Annotated in this window: 14 protein-coding genes; 10 read left to right on the forward strand and 4 right to left on the reverse strand. The window is 65.2% G+C overall.

Annotation, left to right across the window (positions count from 1 at the left end):
- The first annotated feature begins 1 nt into the window (after position 1).
- Both HOP58_RS07175 and HOP58_RS07180 read left to right on the forward strand, forming a co-directional pair.
- Positions 2–1,414 (forward strand): FAD-dependent oxidoreductase, encoded by a 1,413-nt coding sequence (locus HOP58_RS07175; protein ID WP_010626852.1) that lies wholly within the window; start codon positions 2–4, stop codon positions 1,412–1,414.
- Between the two features lie 298 nt (positions 1,415–1,712).
- Positions 1,713–3,731: a diguanylate cyclase gene (locus HOP58_RS07180; protein ID WP_234254409.1), complete on the forward strand. Its 2,019-nt coding sequence runs from the start codon at positions 1,713–1,715 to the stop codon at positions 3,729–3,731.
- Between the two features lie 2 nt (positions 3,732–3,733).
- On the opposite strand, the gene HOP58_RS07185 is transcribed toward HOP58_RS07180, so the two are convergent.
- On the reverse strand, positions 3,734–4,678 hold the full coding sequence (locus HOP58_RS07185; protein ID WP_010626854.1) for a LysR family transcriptional regulator: 945 nt from the start codon (positions 4,676–4,678) through the stop codon (positions 3,734–3,736).
- A gap of 181 nt (positions 4,679–4,859) precedes the next feature.
- Here HOP58_RS07185 and HOP58_RS07190 point away from each other — a divergent pair, with 181 nt between their 5' ends.
- The 3 genes from HOP58_RS07190 to HOP58_RS07200 all read left to right on the forward strand — a co-directional run bounded on the left by HOP58_RS07190 (position 4,860) and on the right by HOP58_RS07200 (position 9,027).
- On the forward strand, positions 4,860–6,359 hold the full coding sequence (locus HOP58_RS07190; RefSeq protein WP_010626855.1) for a CoA-acylating methylmalonate-semialdehyde dehydrogenase: 1,500 nt from the start codon (positions 4,860–4,862) through the stop codon (positions 6,357–6,359).
- Between the two features lie 124 nt (positions 6,360–6,483).
- On the forward strand, positions 6,484–8,346 hold the full coding sequence (locus tag HOP58_RS07195) for a diguanylate cyclase (RefSeq protein WP_010626856.1): 1,863 nt from the start codon (positions 6,484–6,486) through the stop codon (positions 8,344–8,346).
- An 81-nt stretch (positions 8,347–8,427) separates the two neighbouring features.
- Positions 8,428–9,027, forward strand: coding sequence for a peroxidase-related enzyme (locus HOP58_RS07200; protein ID WP_010626857.1), 600 nt, complete (start codon positions 8,428–8,430; stop codon positions 9,025–9,027).
- Between the two features lie 13 nt (positions 9,028–9,040).
- Here HOP58_RS07200 and HOP58_RS07205 read toward each other — a convergent pair whose 3' ends face one another.
- Entirely contained in the window at positions 9,041–9,712 is a 672-nt protein-coding gene (locus HOP58_RS07205) for a hypothetical protein (RefSeq protein ID WP_234259959.1), read from the reverse strand.
- 193 nt (positions 9,713–9,905) lie between these two features.
- Between HOP58_RS07205 and ilvD the strand changes: the two genes are divergently transcribed.
- Together ilvD and HOP58_RS07215 are read left to right on the forward strand one after the other, a co-directional pair.
- Positions 9,906–11,597 carry a dihydroxy-acid dehydratase gene (ilvD, locus tag HOP58_RS07210; RefSeq protein ID WP_234259960.1) on the forward strand — a complete coding sequence of 564 codons (1,692 nt, stop codon included), beginning with the start codon at positions 9,906–9,908 and terminating at the stop codon, positions 11,595–11,597.
- 130 nt (positions 11,598–11,727) lie between these two features.
- Positions 11,728–11,916, forward strand: a complete 189-nt coding sequence (locus tag HOP58_RS07215; RefSeq protein WP_234254421.1) for a hypothetical protein — start codon at positions 11,728–11,730, stop codon at positions 11,914–11,916.
- A gap of 127 nt (positions 11,917–12,043) precedes the next feature.
- On the opposite strand, the gene HOP58_RS07220 is transcribed toward HOP58_RS07215, so the two are convergent.
- Positions 12,044–12,247: an XRE family transcriptional regulator gene (locus HOP58_RS07220; RefSeq protein WP_234254422.1), complete on the reverse strand. Its 204-nt coding sequence runs from the start codon at positions 12,245–12,247 to the stop codon at positions 12,044–12,046.
- 209 nt (positions 12,248–12,456) lie between these two features.
- Positions 12,457–14,577 carry a TonB-dependent receptor gene (locus HOP58_RS07225; RefSeq protein WP_234259961.1) on the reverse strand — a complete coding sequence of 707 codons (2,121 nt, stop codon included), beginning with the start codon at positions 14,575–14,577 and terminating at the stop codon, positions 12,457–12,459.
- A gap of 128 nt (positions 14,578–14,705) precedes the next feature.
- Between HOP58_RS07225 and HOP58_RS07230 the strand changes: the two genes are divergently transcribed.
- The 3 genes from HOP58_RS07230 to HOP58_RS07240 are packed head-to-tail and all read left to right on the forward strand — an operon-like array spanning position 14,706 to position 17,238.
- Positions 14,706–15,497, forward strand: coding sequence for an ABC transporter permease subunit (locus HOP58_RS07230; protein WP_234254424.1), 792 nt, complete (start codon positions 14,706–14,708; stop codon positions 15,495–15,497).
- Entirely contained in the window at positions 15,497–16,237 is a 741-nt protein-coding gene (locus HOP58_RS07235) for an ATP-binding cassette domain-containing protein (RefSeq protein ID WP_234259962.1), read from the forward strand. The genes HOP58_RS07230 and HOP58_RS07235 overlap by 1 nt, the downstream gene beginning before the upstream one ends.
- A complete protein-coding gene (locus HOP58_RS07240; protein ID WP_234259963.1) occupies positions 16,234–17,238 on the forward strand; it encodes an MqnA/MqnD/SBP family protein in 1,005 nt (334 codons plus the stop codon). Before HOP58_RS07235 ends, HOP58_RS07240 begins: the two co-directional genes overlap by 4 nt.
- Positions 17,239–17,240: the final 2 nt, after the last annotated feature.

Raw genomic sequence — 17,240 nt, forward strand, 5'->3', positions numbered from 1 at the left:
CATGCCTATCGTGGCCTTTGGCAGCGGAGAAGAGTTCGAAGCGCACGTGCCGCTGGTGATCGTCGGGGCGGGCGCCTGCGGCCTGGTGGCGGCCCTCGCCGCCAAGCAGTTCGGTATGGAGGCGGTGGTGCTGGAGCGCGATGCGCTGCCGCGGGGCAGCACCTCCATGTCTCAGGGGTTCATCCCGGCGGCGGGCACGCGCTTTCAGGAGCGGCGTGGAGTGACGGACAGCCCGGCGCTGATGGCCGAGGACATCCAGCGCAAGAACGGACACCAGGCCGACCCGGCCATCGTGCGTGCGCTGACCGAGGCCTCGGCCGGAGTGGTGGAGTGGTTGGCCGACGACCACGGGGTGCCTTTCGACCTGGTGGAGGGCTTCCTCTACCCGGGCCATAGCCGCATGCGCATGCATGCCACCCCACGGCGCACCGGGGAGGAATTGATGGGCAGCCTGCTCAACGCCGTAGAGGCGGCAGGCGTCGACCTGCTCACCGAGGCGCGAGTGGTCGACCTGCATGTGGACGATGGCGGCCGGGTACATGGCGTGACCCTCGAACGCCCCGACGGCAGCCGGGAGGCCATCGGTTGCGACGCCCTGATCCTTGCCTGCAACGGCTATGGCGGTAATCCCGAACTGGTGGCGCGCCACCTGCCGGCGCTGAAGGATGCACTCTATTTCGGCCACGAAGGCAACCAGGGCGACGCCCTGCTGTGGGGCGAGGCGATGGGCGCGAGCCTCAAGGACCTTGGCGCCTGCCAGGGCCACGGTTCGCTGGCGATGCCGCATCAGACCCTGATCACCTGGGCGGTGATGATGCGCGGCGGGGTGCAGCTCAATCGTGAGGGCCGGCGCTTTTCCAACGAGCACGGCGGCTACTCGGAGCAGGCGGCCAAGGTGCTGGCCCAGCCGGGCGGCATGGCCTGGAACCTGTTCGATCGGCGCATCCATCAGGCTGCGCTGGAGTTCGAGGACTACCGCAACGCCCACATTGCCGGGGCAGTGCGCACCTTCGACAGCCTGGAGGCCATGGCAGCGGGGCTGGAGCTGCCGCTGGAGGCGCTGCGTGAGACCTTCGCCGAGATGCAGGCCCTGGCCGAAAGCGGCGCAGCCGATGCCTTCGGCCGCACCTTCAGCAGCGAGGATCTGCTGACGGCGCCCTATCACGCGATCAAGGTCACCGGTGCGCTGTTCCACACCCAGGGCGGGCTCGAGGTGAATACCCAGGCTCGAGTGCTGCGCCAGGACGGTAGCTTATTCGCCAATCTGTTCGCCGCCGGCGGTGCGGCGCGCGGGGTTTCCGGCTCGGGCGACAGCGGCTATCTCTCCGGCAACGGTCTGCTCAGCGCCGTGGTACTGGGCGCCATTGCCGGGCGCGAGGCCGCCCGTCAGCTCAGCTGCGACTCGGCCGCGTAAACGTTCGCTTTCGTTACAGCGAGGCGTCAGGCAGCGTCAGCTCCCGCGCCTCGCCATGATATCCTGCGCAACTTCACTGAGCGCTCCTCTCACTCAGCATTTCTCTGACTAGGTACTTCTCTGCCTAAGCACTCTTCATCCCGGGCGGAACTTGGCGCCCACTCGGCGCGTCGATGTGCGATCTTTAAGCGGCGCAACAACTTTTTGTTACCGAATGGCTTGTAAAGTTAACGGTAATGGTTCGTTAACCTGTCACTCTGACGTTACATGAACCACTTGGCCTTCGAGGAGAGGCGGCTTGCCACAAAGTACTCCTGGCGCAGTATGGCGCCGCCTCAATACATTGCAGAGGCGTCTGCTGGGTGGGCTGGTAATGACCTGGCTCGTCATCATCGGGTTGCTGCTGGTCGTTGCGTGGGGCAGCGGTCAGAGACTGATGCATGAGGCCACTCTTTCCCACTTGGGGTATCAGGCAGAAATATTGAGCCGAGAACTGCGGGACCGCCTGAACTTGCGCTTTACCGCGCTGGAAATGCTCTCTGCGCAGCTCACCGATGTGTCGCACGAGGACGCTCGGCTTCTGCTGCAGCAGAATCCCAGCCTGCTGGCTTACTTCGAAGGCATCATCGTCAGCGACGCCGACGGCGAGATCATTGCCGATCTGCCTCAGGTGCCGGGACGCGTTGGTTTTGGCGTTGACGACACCGAGTACTTCGCCATGGTGAGCAACTCCCGCTGGCCGTACGTCAGCCGTCCCTTCTTTGGGCGGACCAGTCACCAGCCTCTGGTAATGATGCTGGTGCCTCGTTATACCCCCCAGGGGGAGTTCGACGGGGTGGTTGGTGGGCTCCTGAACTTCGCTCATGGCCAGTTTTTCAGCAGCATTTCCGCGCTCACCTTCGAGCATAGCGGCCACATCGCCATCTTTACCGCCGCCGGTGTGCCTTTGTTCGTGCCAGGGCCAATCAGCCACCATGTCGGGTCGCTCCAGCACCTCGATCCACTGGATTTCCAGTTGGCCCTCGACGGGTGGCAGGGCGAAACGCTCCACGAGCTGGATGGCGAGGACGTGCTGGTGAGTTACCGCCAGGTGTGGGAGGCCAATTGGGTAGTGGCCATGCTGATGCCACGTCATTCGGTATTGGCGCCGTTTCAGAATTTTCTGGAACGGTTGTGGTGGACCTGGCTGGTGATTGCCTTGGTGCTGTTGGTCCTCATTCGCTGGCTGGTCGGGCATCAGCTCAAGCCGTTGCATCGGCTCGAAAGGCAAATCCTGGAAATCGGCTCCGGAGTGCGCCAGCGCCTGGCGCTGGCGACCGGCCTGAGGGAGTTGACGCAAATCTCCGACGCCTTCAACAGGCTCGAGCAAGAGCGCAAGGATGCCTTGCAGCACCTGAGGCATCGCGAGGCGTTTCTCGATGCCGTACTCGGCTCGACCCCAGCCGGCATGTTCGTGGCCGATCAAGAGGGTGACCTCATTTATCTTAACCCGGCTCTGTCGACCATGCTGGGCCACCTGGCCGGTGCGTCGACCCATGACCTCTGGCAGCTCATCCATGAGGATGATCGCGAAGATGCCCATGACATGTGGCTGCATGCCATGAGCCGGAACAGCGAGTTCCTGCGACAGCTGCGCATGCGGGATGACAAGGGCAACATGCTGTGGGTCGAAATCCATGCCAGCCGGGTCGAGGGCAGCGAGGGGCCGCTTGGGATAGTAGGCACGATCAAGGACATCACCGAGCGGCAGCACCAGGAGGCGTTGCAACGTTGGGAAGCGGAGCATGACCCCTTGACCGGCCTGCTCAATCGTCGCGGTTACCTGCGGCGCCTGGAAGATGCAATGGCCGACTTTGCCAAGCTCGGTACGCCATCGGCCGTGATTCTCTTCGACCTGGATCGCTTCAAGCCGGTAAACGATGAGGGTGGGCATGCGTTAGGTGACGAGCTGCTGCGCCGAGTAGCCCAGGTGCTGGTGTGGGAGGTGAGACGCAGCGACCATGTTGCCAGGCAGGGCGGAGATGAGTTCGGCCTGCTGCTGCCGAGTTGTACACTCAGCCAGGCCGCGACAATCGCCGAGTCGCTGCGCGTCGCCATCGGCCAGGTCAGTGTCGCCCATGAGGGCAAGGAATACGCCGTGACGGCGAGCATTGGCCTGACCGCTTTCCATGAAGGTGACGAGAGTCTCGAGGAGATTCTGGTGCGGGCCGACGCCGCGAGCTACGAAGCCAAGAGGCAAGGGCGAAACAGCGTGGTCGTGCATGGCAGCGCGGTCACTTCAAGCCGCTCCTCGGACACCGGCGGTAGTCATGCCTGAGCTCAACCGGAAGGGACGCGGAGCGTTGAGCCATCCGCCTCGCCCATCAGTAGCGCCCGGTTGGCCTCCAGCGCCTCGCGCAGGAAGTCCCACAGTAGCCTCACCCGCGCCAGGCGCCGCTGCTCCTGGCGCGCGGTGATCCAGAACTGACGCACGATCTCCACCTCATCGTTCAGTACGCTCTCGAGCCGGCTGCCGGTCTCGGCCATGAAGCAGGGCAGCACGGCGAGCCCGGCTCCCTGCAGGGTCGCCGCGTGCTGGGTGGTGACGCTGGTACTGCGAATCGAGAAGTGCGGCGGCGTGCCCACCACCGCTGGATCGAGCAGCGGGTCGAGATAGTTAAGCTGTTCGCTGAAGATCAGGTCGTCGACGTAGCCGATCAGCCGGTGCTGGCCCAGCTCGTCGAGCCGTGTGGGGCGGCCGTGGCAATGGAAGTAGCTCTCGCTGCCGTAGAGCCGCAGGCGGTAGTCACACAGCCGCGAGATCACCAGCCCCTGACTCGCCGGGCGCTCCACGGTGATCGCCAGGTCCGCCTCGTGGCGACTCAGGTTGACCACCCGCGGCAGGGCCAGCAGGTCCAGGGTGATGCCCGGGTGGCGTTCGCAGAAGGCCGAGAGCAGCGGGGCGACGACCCAGGTGCCGAAGCCTTCGGTTACGCCGAGGCGAATCTGGCCGCCGAGCTGGCGGTTCTTGTCGGCCAGGCTCTCGCCCGCCTCGAAGGCGTGGCGGGCCATCTCCTCGGCGTGGGCCAGCAACTGCTGGCCGGCCTCGGTCAGGTGGTAGCCATGGGTGCTACGCTCGAAGAGCTGGGTATTGAGTTTCTGCTCGAAGCGCCGGGTGCGCCGCGACAGCGTGGAGTGGTCCAGGCCCAGGCGCCGGGCGGCGTCGGTGAGCCGCTGGCTGCGCGCCACTTCGAGAAAGATCTGGATGTCCTGCCAGTCGAGCACGGTTCGCACCTCGCGGGGGTTGCTTGTGCATTATTGCACAAGGCATGTGAAGAAGTGCCCGTTGTCACGCTGGCTCGCGGCTATATAGACTCGAATTCATCACACTTCGTGTGTTTCTACACACAAGGTCTACATCGCAGTGTCAACCGTACAACGACTACAAGCACAACAGGAGTTCGCCATGTCCATTCGTGAAATCCCCATGTACATCGACGGCCAGCCCGTCCCGTCCCAGAGCCAGGAGTGGCGCGACGTGATCAACCCCGCCACACAGGAAGTGGTGGCACGGGTACCGTTCTGCACCGCCGAGGAGGTCGACCGCGCCGTGGCCAGCTCCAAGGAGGCGTTCAAGACCTGGCGCAAGACGCCGCTGGCCAAGCGCATGCGCATCATGCTTACGCTGCAGGCGCTGATCCGCGAGCACACCGAAGAGCTCGCCGCGCTGATCACCGAGGAACACGGCAAGACCCTGCCCGACGCCGCCGGTGAGGTAGGCCGGGGCCTGGAGGTGGTGGAGCACGCCTGTTCCATTACTTCGCTGCAACTGGGCGAGCTGGCCGAGAACGCGGCCAGCGAGGTCGACGTCTACACCCTCAACCAGCCGCTGGGGGTGGGCGCGGGCATTACCGCCTTCAACTTCCCGATCATGCTGCCCTGCTTCATGTTCCCGCTGGCCATCGCCACCGGCAACACCTTCGTGCTCAAGCCCTCCGAGCAGGACCCCAGCTCCACCATGCGTCTGGTCGAACTGGCCCATGAGGCGGGCGTGCCGGCCGGCGTGCTCAACGTGGTGCACGGCGGCCCCGACGTGGCCAACCAGATTTGCGACCACCCGGACATCAAGGCGCTCTCCTTCATCGGCTCCACCAACGTGGGCACCCACATCTACCGCCGCGCCTCCGAGGCGGGCAAGCGGGTGCAGTCGATGATGGGCGCCAAGAACCATTGTGTCGTGATGCCCGATGCCAACCGCAGCCAGGCCATCAACAACCTGCTGGGCTCTGCCTTCGGTGCCGCCGGGCAGCGCTGCATGGCCAACTCGGTGGTGGTGCTGGTGGGCGAAGCCAACCAGTGGCTCGACGATATCGTCGAGGGCGCGCGCAACATGAAGGTGGGTCCGGGCACCCAGCGCGATGCCGATCTCGGCCCGCTGGTGTCTCCGGCAGCCAAGGAGCGCGTGGAGCGCCTGATCGATGCCGGCGAGAAAGAGGGTGCCAAGCTGCTGGTCGATGGCCGCGGCTACCAGGTGGAGGGCTATCCCGACGGCAACTTCGTCGGTGCCACCGTGTTCGCCGACGTCAAACCCGAGATGACCATCTATCGCGAGGAGATCTTCGGCCCGGTGCTGTGCGTGGTCAGCGTCGATACCCTGGACGAGGCGATCGCCTTCATCAACGCCAACCCCAACGGCAACGGTACCTCGATCTTCACCAACTCCGGCTGGGTGGCGCGCCGCTTCGAGACCGACATCGACGTCGGCCAGGTGGGCATCAACGTGCCGATTCCGGTGCCGGTGGCCTACTTCAGCTTCACCGGCTCGCGGGCCTCGAAGCTCGGCGACCTGGGCCCCAACGGCAAGCAGGCGATCCAGTTCTGGACCCAGACCAAGACCGTCACCGCGCGCTGGTTCGAGCCCGAGAACGTCTCCAGCGGCATCAACAGCACCATTTCGCTGAGCTGACACTTGCCGACTGGCAAAGCGCCCATCCCTTCGGGGTGGGGCGCTTTGCGTAAGTTAAGAGTTTTTCAGACTAGACCTGCTAGAGTGGAGGGATCGTAAGGACACGATAGGAGGCAGTGTACCGATGCGCTGCGCGCTCGCCGGTGCCCATACCGGCATGGCCAAATGGATGGCCGCTCTAATCTGGTCATTCTCGTGGCTGCTCGTGTGGCAGGCCCAGGCCGCTGTCGACATCACCACGCCTTCCACCGTGATCAATCCTGCTCCCCAGGTTGCGGTGTTCGAGGATGATACCGCTCAGCTCGGTATCGAGCAGATCCTGGATCGTGCCGAGGTGCTACCCTGGCGGTTGTTGGAGCAGGAGGTGCCCAACTTCGGCTTCACCCACTCGGCCTGGTGGCTGAAGCTGGAGCTCGCCAATGACTCCCATGCTCCCCTGCGGCGCTTGCTCGAGCTGGCCTCGCCGCTGCCCGATTTCATCGATGCCTATGCCGTCGATGCCGAGGGCAGGGTGCTGCAACAGTGGAACACCGGCAGCCGGCGCCCATTCGCCTCTCGCCCTGTGCGGCATCACGCCTTCGTGCTGCCGGTATACGTGGGCGCGAACGAAACGCGACAGGTGTACATCCGCTTGGCGAGCCACGATGGCTTGGTGCCCGCCACGCCTCTGCGGCTGATGGACGACGTCAGCTTCCTCGAGCGTACCCAGAGCGAGCTGATGGCCTACAGCGTGCTTTATGGCGGGCTGCTGGCACTGCTGCTCTACAATCTGCTGACCTTTCTTGCCACACGCGAGAAGGCGTTTTTGCATTCCGTCTTCTATCTAGGCGCATTTCTGCTGTTCAACCTCTCACTGCGAGGGTTCGGCTATCAGTACCTGTGGCCGGAGTGGCCGCGCTTCAATCAGCAGGTCTTACTACTCAGCGCGGGGCTGTTGTACGTGGCGCTCACCCTGTTCAGCCTCGACTATCTGAACCTCAAGCGGCAGGCGCCGCGCCTGGCCAAAGGCCTTATGCTGCTCACGGGGCTCTTGGTGCTCAGCGTGTTGCCAGGCCTCGCAGATCGTTTTGCCTGGGTGCTGCGTGCCTTGGTGCCGCTGAGCATCGGCTATGCGTTGCTGTTGCTCGGCACCAGCGTCTGGCTTTGTCTCAAGGGTGACCGGCTGGCGCAGATATTCCTGCTGGGCTGGAGCGGCCTGCTGGTAGGGGGATTGCTCTACTCGCTGCGTCTTGGTGGCTTCGTGCCCTATGGGCTGGCCACCGAGTACGCACTGGAGATGGGGGCGGGCTTCGGCTTCCTGCTGATGGCCTTCGGTCTGGCCTGCAAGATAAACCGGTTGAAACGCGCCAAGCTGGAAGCGGAACGCGAGACCTACGAGCTGCAGCGTACCCTCAATCACCAGCTCGAGACCAAGGTCCATCAACGTACCCAGGAGTTGGAGCAGGCCAACCGCAAGCTGGCGGCCATGGTGCGCACCGACCCGCTGACGGGACTGCTCAATCGGCGCCAGTTCGAGACGCTGATCAACGAAGAGATCCAGCGCCGTCAGCGTGACGGCAAGCCGCTGATGTTCGCCATGATGGACATTGATGATTTCAAGCTCTTCAACGACACCTACGGTCACCAGGCCGGCGATGAAGTGCTCATCGAAGTCGCCGCTCTGCTCAAGGCCCATTTTCGCCGCGCCGGCGACCGGCTCTTTCGACTGGGCGGCGAGGAGTTCGGCGTCCTGCTCGAAGCCGATTCGATGGAGGCGGGTCGTTTCGCACTGGAGCGCTTTCGCCATGCCCTGCAGCAGTTGCGGATTCCCCACGAGGCGTCGCGGCACGGGGTGGTGACCGGCTCCTTCGGGCTGGTTTGCTGCAGTGACTACGATCAGGTGCCGACGGCCATGGCCATTTACCGCCAGGCCGACCAGGCCATGTACGAGGCCAAGCAGATCAGCCGCAACCGGGTGGTCACATGCTCGCTGTCGGTGACGGCATGAGCGGATGTCCCGTGGACTTCTTCTTTACGTTGACGTTAACTGGATTCGTCCAGGCATAACAACGACGCCAGAGGTCCCGTCATGACAACACCGATCAGCCGCTTTCCCATCCCCGAGTCGATCCAGGATCTGCCCGAGGATATTCGCAAGAGTATCCTCGAGGTGCAGGAGAAGGCCGGCTTCGTGCCCAACGTGTTCTTGATGCTGGCACACCGCCCCGATGAGTTTCGGGCGTTCTTCGCCTACCACGATGCCCTGATGGAGCGAGAATCCGACACGCTCACCAAGGCGGAGAAGGAGATGATCGTAGTGGCCACCAGCGCCCGCAATCGCTGTCTCTACTGCGTGGTAGCCCATGGCGCGCTGGTGCGTATCTACAGCAAGGACCCGCTGCTGGCCGATCAGGTGGCCATCAACCACCGCACCGCACCGATCAGCGAGCGCCATCGGGTGATGCTCGATTTCGCCCTGCACTGCGGGCTGGAGATCGGCGAGCTCACCGATGAGTGGCAGGCTCGTCTCACCGAGGCGGGCTTCACTCACGACGACATCTGGGACATCGGCGCCATCACCGCCTTCTTCTGTCTCTCCAACCGCCTGGTCACCCTCACCGGTACCCCGCCCAATCCGGAGTTCTACCTGATGGGCCGGGTGCCGCGAGAGAAGCCCGCCACCAGCTAGAACACCGCTGCGCTCAGGCGCAGCAGGTTGCCAGCAGCAACTGTACCGGTTCGAGCTGACTGACGTGCAGTACCAGCACGCTGTCGCTGCCAGCACTTTCGGCGGGGCGGATCACGGCGAACTCGCCCTCTTCCAGATGGAATTCGTGAATTTCTCTGGAGCCTTGCGGCGTCTGGCACTGGATCGAGCGGTAGCTGTCGTCTTCGCCGTAGGTGAGACGGTGATAGACCTTGAAGAAGGTATAGAGCGAGAGACCGCTCTCGAAGGCGGGCCAGCGTGCGGGGATGGTGCGAGTTTCCTCTTCGAGCGCCTGCCCCTTGGCCTCGGCGGCAGAGATGGCTTCTGCCAGCGGGCCGGCCAGCAGCGAAGCGTCGTCGCGGGGCAGCGGAGCAGCGCTCTCGATGGCGTGCTGATAGCTGGTGCGTATCTGCTCCAATGCGTCGAGCGTGGCGATGGGGTGGTCACTGTGGGCGAGATCGCCGGGCTCGAAGCCACCATTCTCCCAGCCGTGAATGACCCGAAGCGTCAGTGCTCCGCTGGCCATCGGCTCGCACACCAGCGCTTGCAGGGCGACCCGCAGATGCAGTTGGCGTTCGACGTTCAGGTTGTCGAAGGCGGAGTAGGGGTCGGCAAAGATATGGTGCAGATGCCCGGGGGCGTGTTCCTTGGCTTCACTGAAAGGCATGGCGGTTCCCTGCGGGGGAGAAGTCGTATTGGCTTTTTCGCTGTTATATCACTGCATGAGCTCCAGGTCATATCGGCCAGGTGGCTTTGGGCTTTAGCTCCTCGGTCCGGCGACAGCCAGATGGGAATTTGCCAGGAAGCTTTTGGCCAACCACCCTTCGTAGATTGATAAGCGAAACGAAGGAGCCACTTCCATGAGCGATTCCCCGGACCCGCGTCGCCGCCACTCCGCCCCGGTGGTGGACGGCGTCGGCAAGTCGGCCAGCCGTGCCATGCTGCGTGCGGTGGGCTTTACCGACGAGGACTTCACCAAACCCCAGGTGGGCATTGCCTCCACCTGGAGCATGGTCACTCCCTGCAACAGCCATATTCATGAGCTCGCCGAGCGGGCCCGCGACGGTGCCGATTCGGCCGGCGGCAAGGGCGTGATCTTCAACACTGTGACCATCTCCGACGGTATCGCCAACGGTACCGAGGGCATGAAGTATTCGCTGGTCTCGCGGGAGGTGATCGCTGACTCCATCGAGACCGTAGCCGGCTGCGAGGGCTTCGACGGTCTGGTGACCATCGGCGGCTGCGACAAGAACATGCCGGGCTGCGTGATGGGCATGGCACGCCTGAACCGGCCCAGCGTGTTCGTCTATGGCGGCACCATCCAACCCGGCAAGAACCATACCGATATCGTTTCGGTGTTCGAGGCCATGGGTGCCCACAGCCGCGGCGACATGGAGCTGATCGAGCTCAAGCAGATCGAGGAGACGGCGATACCCGGCCCGGGTTCCTGCGGTGGCATGTACACCGCCAACACCATGGCCTCGGCCATCGAGGCGCTGGGCATGAGCCTGCCGGGCAGCTCGGCGCAGAACGCCGTGTCCCAGGCCAAGCGCGCCGACTGCGAGGCGGCCGGCGCGGCAGTGCTGACACTGCTCGAGCGCGACATCAAGCCTTCGGACATCATGACCCGTCAGGCCTTCGAGAACGCCATCACCGTGGTGATCGCCCTGGGTGGTTCCACCAACGCGGTGCTGCATCTGATCGCCATGGCCAACACCGTGGGCGTGCCGCTCTCCCTTGTCGATTTCACCGAGATCGGCCGGCGTGTGCCGGTGCTGGCCGATCTGCGCCCCAGCGGGCGCTACATGATGAGCGAGCTGGTCGAGATCGGCGGCATCCAGCCGCTGATGAAGACGCTGCTCGATGCCGGCATGCTTCACGGCGACTGTCTGACGGTGACGGGGCGGACCCTGGCCGAGAACCTGGCAGGGGTAGCTCCCTACCCGGCAGAGCAGGCCATCATCACGCCGCTGGACGCCCCGCTGAAGAAGGAGAGCCACTTGCGCATCCTCTACGGCAATCTGGCGCCCGAAGGTGCGGTGGCCAAGATCACCGGCAAGGAGGGCACGCGTTTCTCCGGCAGCGCGCGGGTGTTCGGCTCCGAGGAGGAGGCCCAGGCGCGCATCAACGACGGCACGGTGACGGCCGGCGACGTGGTGGTGATCCGCTACGAAGGCCCCAAGGGCGGCCCCGGCATGCGTGAGATGCTGACGCCCACCTCGGCGATCATGGGACGTGGCCTGGGCGACTCCGTGGCCTTGATCACCGACGGCCGCTTCTCCGGCGGCAGTCATGGTTTCGTGGTGGGGCATGTTTCGCCCGAGGCCTTCGATGGCGGCCCGCTGGCGCTGGTCGAGGATGGCGACACCATCACCATCGATGCCGAGGCCGACACCATCGAGCTGCACGTGGACGTTGAGACGCTGGAACGACGGCGAGCCGCCTGGCGCCAGCCCCCGCCGCGTTATACCCGCGGCGTGCTGGCCAAGTACGCGCGCACGGTCAGTTCGGCCTCCACCGGGGCGCTGACCGATCTGCCGCCGGAGGCATGAGGGCTTGGCATGAGGGGCTTGGCATAAGGGATTGGCGAGCCGGTTGGCTGCGTTTGGCTTGCCGCCACGGGCTTGGCTAGCTTGATGAGGCATCAGGCTCAACCACTCATGGCAACAGCAAGGAGGCAGCATGCCCAAGAGCGGACCCAAGCAGGCGCGTGTCGAGCCGATTCGCGATGCCGAGGACATCAATCTGCCGGTCACGGGCTGGCACGTCATCGACGAGACGGATCCCAGCAATGAGGTCGTCATCTCCGAGCATGAGACCGAAGCCGAAGCCATTCGCGTAGCCGAGGAGTTCGAGCAGCAAGAGGAGTGACGGCCGGCAATTTGCACGCACGCCAAACCGACGCCTCGTCCTGGGACGAGGCGTCGCTGTATCCGGGGCGATCCCTATCAGGTCGATCGAAACGCGGAACTTCTGGCGCTACGCGGAGCTTCTGGCGCTAATAGTTCAAGGCGCCTTCCGGATCGATGCTGTGATAAACGAGGCGCAGCTCATCGAGCGAGAGGTGTTCGAGGCGGCCGGCCAGCAGATCGCTGATCTTCTGTGCCGGAAGTCCGGCGCGGCGAGCGATCTCGCGGCAACCGAGGTCGGATACGGCGATGAGCCGTGTAACGATGCGCATCAGACGTGTGCGCTTTTCCAAGTCCCTGACGTCGAGGTCAGGGCAGCTTCGCGGGGGGTCGAGGAGTTCCGCGTTGGAAGAATGTCGTGCCGTACTCATGATGCTCCAGTGGGCGATTGCGACAACCACATCATGGGGGCATTTCGCCAAATTTGCCAGTGCCGTTTGACGACTTTTTCGTGACGCCATGATGACTGCTGCCCGGCGGGGCGGGCAGCGGTGTCGAACGGTCAGAAACGTCCGCGCAGTGTCGCCACCGCGCCGCGTCCTGGCGCCAGCAGTTCTCCCCCCTCGGGCTGGTCGATGAGGTGCTCGCGATAGCCGCGGTCGAACAGGTTATTGACCTCGAGCCCCACCTCCAGGCTGGAAAGCCCTGCGGCCGGCCCGAAGCGCCAGCCCAGGCCTAGGTCGGCAGTGGCATAGCCCGGCGTGGTCCGTTCGGTGCCGTTGGAGAAAATGTCGGCGGTGCGGTCCTGGCTGGCTACGCCGCGTACCTGGGCGTGCCAGTGGAAGCCGGCTGGGGGCTGCTGGCCGATGCCCAGGGTCGCTTCATGCGCCGGCACTTGATAGAGCGGCTCGTCGTCCTGCTTGTTGGTGCCGCGCAACCAGGTGAGGCTGCCGTCGAGCTGCCAGTGACCCCCTGCCAGCCGGCCGTCGAGGGGCAGTACGAAGCCTGCCTCCACGCCTTGTATCTCGACCCGGTCGAGATTCTCGGTGCGCTTGATCGGCTGGTTCTGGGCGTTGGTGGCGCCGGTGATGCGGCCGGCGATGTAGTCGTCGATGCGGGTGTGGAAGGCGGCCAGGCGGTATTCGCCACGCTCGCTGCGCCCCTTCACACCGAGTTCCAGGCTGGTGGAGCGCTCCGGGTCGAGCTGAGGGTTGCCGATGTGAAAATAGCCATCCCCGCGGGCGGCATCCTCGAAACGCTCGCGCATGTCCGGGGCGCGGTAGGCGCTGCCCAGACTGACGTAGGGGTTGAGCATCGGTGAGGCGTTGTAGATGGCGCCCACGGACCAGGAAAGCGTGTCGCTCTCGTTGCGCAGTCCTTCGCTGGTGGCATTGGGCCCGCTGCCCTTGACGTCGGCGTCGCCGGTCACGCTGTCGTAGCGGGCGCCGAGCATCAGTGTCCAGTCGTCGAACATGATCTCGTCTTGCAGGAATACGCCACGACTCTCGATCACGCCGTTGCGGAACGGTGAGGTGGCTACGGCGTTGTCGGAGAGCGGTGGGGTGTATTGGAAGCGTTCGGGGTCGCCGGTCATCTCCCAAGCTTCCACCCCGAGGGTGAGCAGATGGCGCTCACCCAGCGGCAGGCGGTACTGGATGCGCCCACCGTCGGTGATGAAGGTGACGTCATTCCACACTTGGTTGCGCTCCAGTCCGCTCGACCAGGCGCGTATCTGGCGGAATACTTCCTGGCGATAGAGGCTGGTTTCCAGCGTACCTGGGCCCACCTCGCCCTCGTAGGCCACCTCGTAGAGCTCGCGCTCCTGGCGCGGAGAGTGAATGGTCAGTGTGCCAAGGGCCGGGTTGGGCCCCGGCTTGGCCGAGCCGGGGTACCAGACGTTGCGGTCCTCCTGGCCCTGCACGTTGAGCTTCAGGCGGTGGCCGTCGGCCAGTCGGAAAGCGTACTTGAGCAGAAAGGCTCCCGATTCGAAGCCGCTATTATCCACCCGGCCTTCAGGCGTGTCGTAGTCGCCTACGTCGCGTCCGGTGGCGCCCAGCACCAGGGCGTGATCGGCATTGGCAAGCTGCAGGATGGCGCCGCCGCCAACGCTGTCGTCGACGCTGCCGGCGCTGGTCGAGAAGCGTCCGCCGATGCTGGGCCGGTCGCTGAATTCGGCTTCCGGCGTGCGCAGGTTCACCGCGCCGCCCAATGCCCCGGAGCCGTGCAGTACCGAGCCGGGTCCCTTCACCACTTCGATGCTGTCGAGCAGGCCGAGGCTGGCGAACGAGGCCAGCGCCCCTTGGGGCTGTGCCGAGTTGAGCCGTACGCCGTCCACCTGCAGCACGATGCTTTCCTTCTTCAGGCCGCGTAGCACGGGATTCTGGCCCCAACTGCCGTCGCCGTGCACGGCGGTACCGGGCTGGCCGCGGAACAGGCTGCCCACGCTCTGGGTAGCCGGGGCTTGAGTGGCGTCGAGGCGCAGGGTGGCGCTGGGGGTGTCGAGCTCGTCGGCTTCGTAGCCCTTGGCGGTGACCGTAACGCTCGGCAGGTCGAAGGCGGCACCGCCGTCGGCCTGGGCCGGCAGGCTCAGCGCCGCGCCGACAGCCAGGGCAAGAGGGGCCAGGGCAAGAGGGGGCAGGGCGAAGAGGGACTTGGTGGGCAGAGCGGGGCGTAGCAGGTGCATGGGGGACTCCTCTGGTTAATGTGGTAAATGTAATGCATCTTATAATCGTTCTTGTTTGATCTGGATCATCAAGCGGTGTCGTCGACTCGGGCAGGCTTATGTCATGGGGTAGGAATGGATGAGGAGCCATGAAGCGATCACTGCCGACGCACTGCATCGAAACGCTGTTGGGCTGGGGCGGAAGCCTGACCGGGGTGCTGCTGTTCGTGGCGCTATGGGAGTGGGGCAGCCAGCTCTACGGCAGTTTCCTGCTACCCGGGCCGCGGGATGCACTGGCCGCGCTTGCCCGGCTGTGGCAGGCGGACGCCCTGGCGGCGGTCTGGGCCACCACTTGGCGCGCCATGCTGGGTTTCGCCCTGGCGGCGGTGATCGGCACCGCACTGGGCATTCTGGCCGGGTTGTCGCGCACTTTGGGACGGGCGCTGGAGCCGGTCTCCACGGTGCTGCTGGGGATACCACCGATCGCCTGGATCGTGCTGGCCATTCTCTGGTTCGGCAGCGGCTCGCTGGCCACGGTCTATACGGTGATGGCCACGTCACTGCCGGTCAGCTTCGCCGGCGCTCAAATGGGGGCGCTGACCCGCGACCGGCGTCTGCAGGAGATGGCCGACGTCTTCGCCGTTCCGCCGCTGATGCGGCTGGTCGACTTCCATCTGCCGCACATCGCCTCATATGTGTTTCCAGCGCTGATAACGGCACTGGGGGTGGCCTGGAAGGTGGCGGTGATGGCCGAGCTGTTCGCCACCGAGGATGGCATCGGCGCCGGGCTCGCCATGGCCCGGGTCAACCTTGACACTGCTGCGGCCATGGCCTGGATCGTGCTCGTGGTGGCGCTACTGTTGGCGGCCGAGCACGGCCTGCTGCGTCCGCTGCAGCGGCGCATGGAGCCCTGGCGTCAGACCGGGCGAGGAGCGAGGTAATGCTCAAACTCGAAGCGGTGGGTCACGACTTCGGTCGCGAGCGTACGCTGGCGGGCATCGACCTGGCCATCGTGCCAGGGGAGTCGGTGTGCCTGGTGGGTCCTTCGGGCTGCGGCAAGACCACGCTGCTGCGTATTGCCGCCGGCCTGGTCACGCCCAGCGAGGGACGCGTCAGCGACGCCTTCCATCGCAGCACTGTAGTGTTTCAAGAGCCGCGCCTGCTGCCCTGGCGGCGCCTGCTCGACAATATCGCTCTGGGGCTCAAGGTGCAGGGCGTGCCGCGCCGGGAGCGCCTGGCTCGTGCGCGAGCCCTGGCCGACGAGCTGGGACTGGCCGAGCGTCATCACCACTTTCCCCATGAACTCTCCGGCGGCATGCAGCAGCGGGTGGCGCTGGCTCGAGCCTTGGCCGTGGATGCCGACCTGCTATTGCTCGATGAGCCCTTCAGCGCCCTCGACGTGGGCCTTCGCAGCGAGGCCCAGACGCTGCTGCTCGAACTGCTGGCCCGGCGCGGCATCGCTTCGTTGTTGGTCACCCATGACCTGACCGAGGCCCTGCGTCTGGGGCACCGGGTGCTGGTGATGTCGCCGTCGCCGGGGCGCATCGTGCACGAGGAGCGCATCGCGCGGCCCTTCGTCGAGCGCGACACCGCTTTTCTCTACGAGGCCGCCGGTGCTCTGCTGCGGCAGGCCTCGGTGGCCGAGAGCTTCCTGTTTCGTCAAACCGAGGTAAGTCCATGATCGATTCTCAACGTCGCCGTTTGCTGCAGCTCGCCCTGGCTTCGGCCACCCTGGCTGCCTTTCCCGGCTTGGGCCTGGCGGCGGCCGGTGGGTTGCGGATGGCCGCGCCGCTTGGCCTGCCTCAGGTGATTCTGGCGCGGGCGTTGCAGGATGCGCGGCTGCTCAAATTGATCGGTGAGAGCGAGCTGCGTACCTGGCGCGACCCGGACCAGTTGCGGGCCTGGATCGCCGGCGGCGAGGTTCAGCTCACCGCGACGCCGACCAACGTGGCGGCCAACCTCTACAACCGCGGGGTGCCGGTGGTGCTCCTGAACGTCAACGTGTGGGGTACGCTGGGCATCCTGGCCCACGGCGTGCCGCTGGCAAGCCTGGCGGAGCTTGCCGGGCGCCATGTCGGCGTGCCCTGGCGTGGCGACATGCCCGACCTGGTGCTGCGCTACCTGCTGGCTCGGGAGGGGCTGGAAGTCAGCCGCGACCTGCGTATCACCTATCAGGCCAGCCCCTTCGAGACCGTGCAGACCTTCCTGGCCCAGCGCATCGACGCCGCCGTTTTGCCCGAGCCGGTACGCACCTCGGCACGGCTGCAAACGGCCTCGCTCGGCCTGACCGTCGCCGAGCTCGACCTACAGCAGGAGTGGGCGCGGCTGACGGGGGCAGCCCCGGCGTTGCCTCAGGCGGGCACCATCTGCCGACGTGAGTTGCTCGAGGCGCACCCCGAGTGGGTGGCCGCCATCCAGGTGGCGGTGGCCGAGGCCGTAGCCTGGGTAGCGTCGAACCCGGCCGAGGCCGGTCAGCTCGGTGCCCAGCATTCGCCGCTGCCCGCCCAGGTGATCGAAGGTGCCATCTTACGCACGCGGCTGGAGATGCGCAGCGCCGCTCAAGCGCGCACCGAGCTGGAGGGATTCCTAGGCGCCCTGGCCGAACTCTCCCCGGGCTTCATTGGCGGCGGCCTGCCCGACGAGGGGTTCTACCTCGTCGATGGGCCGGCGGCAGCCGGTTAGGG

Source organism: Halomonas sp. MCCC 1A11062, assembly GCF_021404355.1.
Taxonomy (GTDB): Bacteria; Pseudomonadota; Gammaproteobacteria; order Pseudomonadales; family Halomonadaceae; genus Halomonas; species Halomonas aerodenitrificans.

What these genes read in the sequence shown, in the direction of transcription:
- HOP58_RS07225 (WP_234259961.1), bottom strand. Translation starts at nt 14,577, where the DNA reads ATGCACCTGCTACGCCCCGCTCTGCCCACCAAGTCCCTCTTCGCCCTG.
- HOP58_RS07190 (WP_010626855.1), top strand. Translation starts at nt 4,860, where the DNA reads ATGTCCATTCGTGAAATCCCCATGTACATCGACGGCCAGCCCGTCCCG.
- HOP58_RS07215 (WP_234254421.1), top strand. Translation starts at nt 11,728, where the DNA reads ATGCCCAAGAGCGGACCCAAGCAGGCGCGTGTCGAGCCGATTCGCGAT.
- HOP58_RS07205 (WP_234259959.1), bottom strand. Translation starts at nt 9,712, where the DNA reads ATGCCTTTCAGTGAAGCCAAGGAACACGCCCCCGGGCATCTGCACCAT.
- HOP58_RS07240 (WP_234259963.1), top strand. Translation starts at nt 16,234, where the DNA reads ATGATCGATTCTCAACGTCGCCGTTTGCTGCAGCTCGCCCTGGCTTCG.
- HOP58_RS07235 (WP_234259962.1), top strand. Translation starts at nt 15,497, where the DNA reads ATGCTCAAACTCGAAGCGGTGGGTCACGACTTCGGTCGCGAGCGTACG.
- HOP58_RS07200 (WP_010626857.1), top strand. Translation starts at nt 8,428, where the DNA reads ATGACAACACCGATCAGCCGCTTTCCCATCCCCGAGTCGATCCAGGAT.
- HOP58_RS07175 (WP_010626852.1), top strand. Translation starts at nt 2, where the DNA reads ATGCCTATCGTGGCCTTTGGCAGCGGAGAAGAGTTCGAAGCGCACGTG.
- HOP58_RS07195 (WP_010626856.1), top strand. Translation starts at nt 6,484, where the DNA reads ATGCGCTGCGCGCTCGCCGGTGCCCATACCGGCATGGCCAAATGGATG.
- HOP58_RS07230 (WP_234254424.1), top strand. Translation starts at nt 14,706, where the DNA reads ATGAAGCGATCACTGCCGACGCACTGCATCGAAACGCTGTTGGGCTGG.
- ilvD (WP_234259960.1), top strand. Translation starts at nt 9,906, where the DNA reads ATGAGCGATTCCCCGGACCCGCGTCGCCGCCACTCCGCCCCGGTGGTG.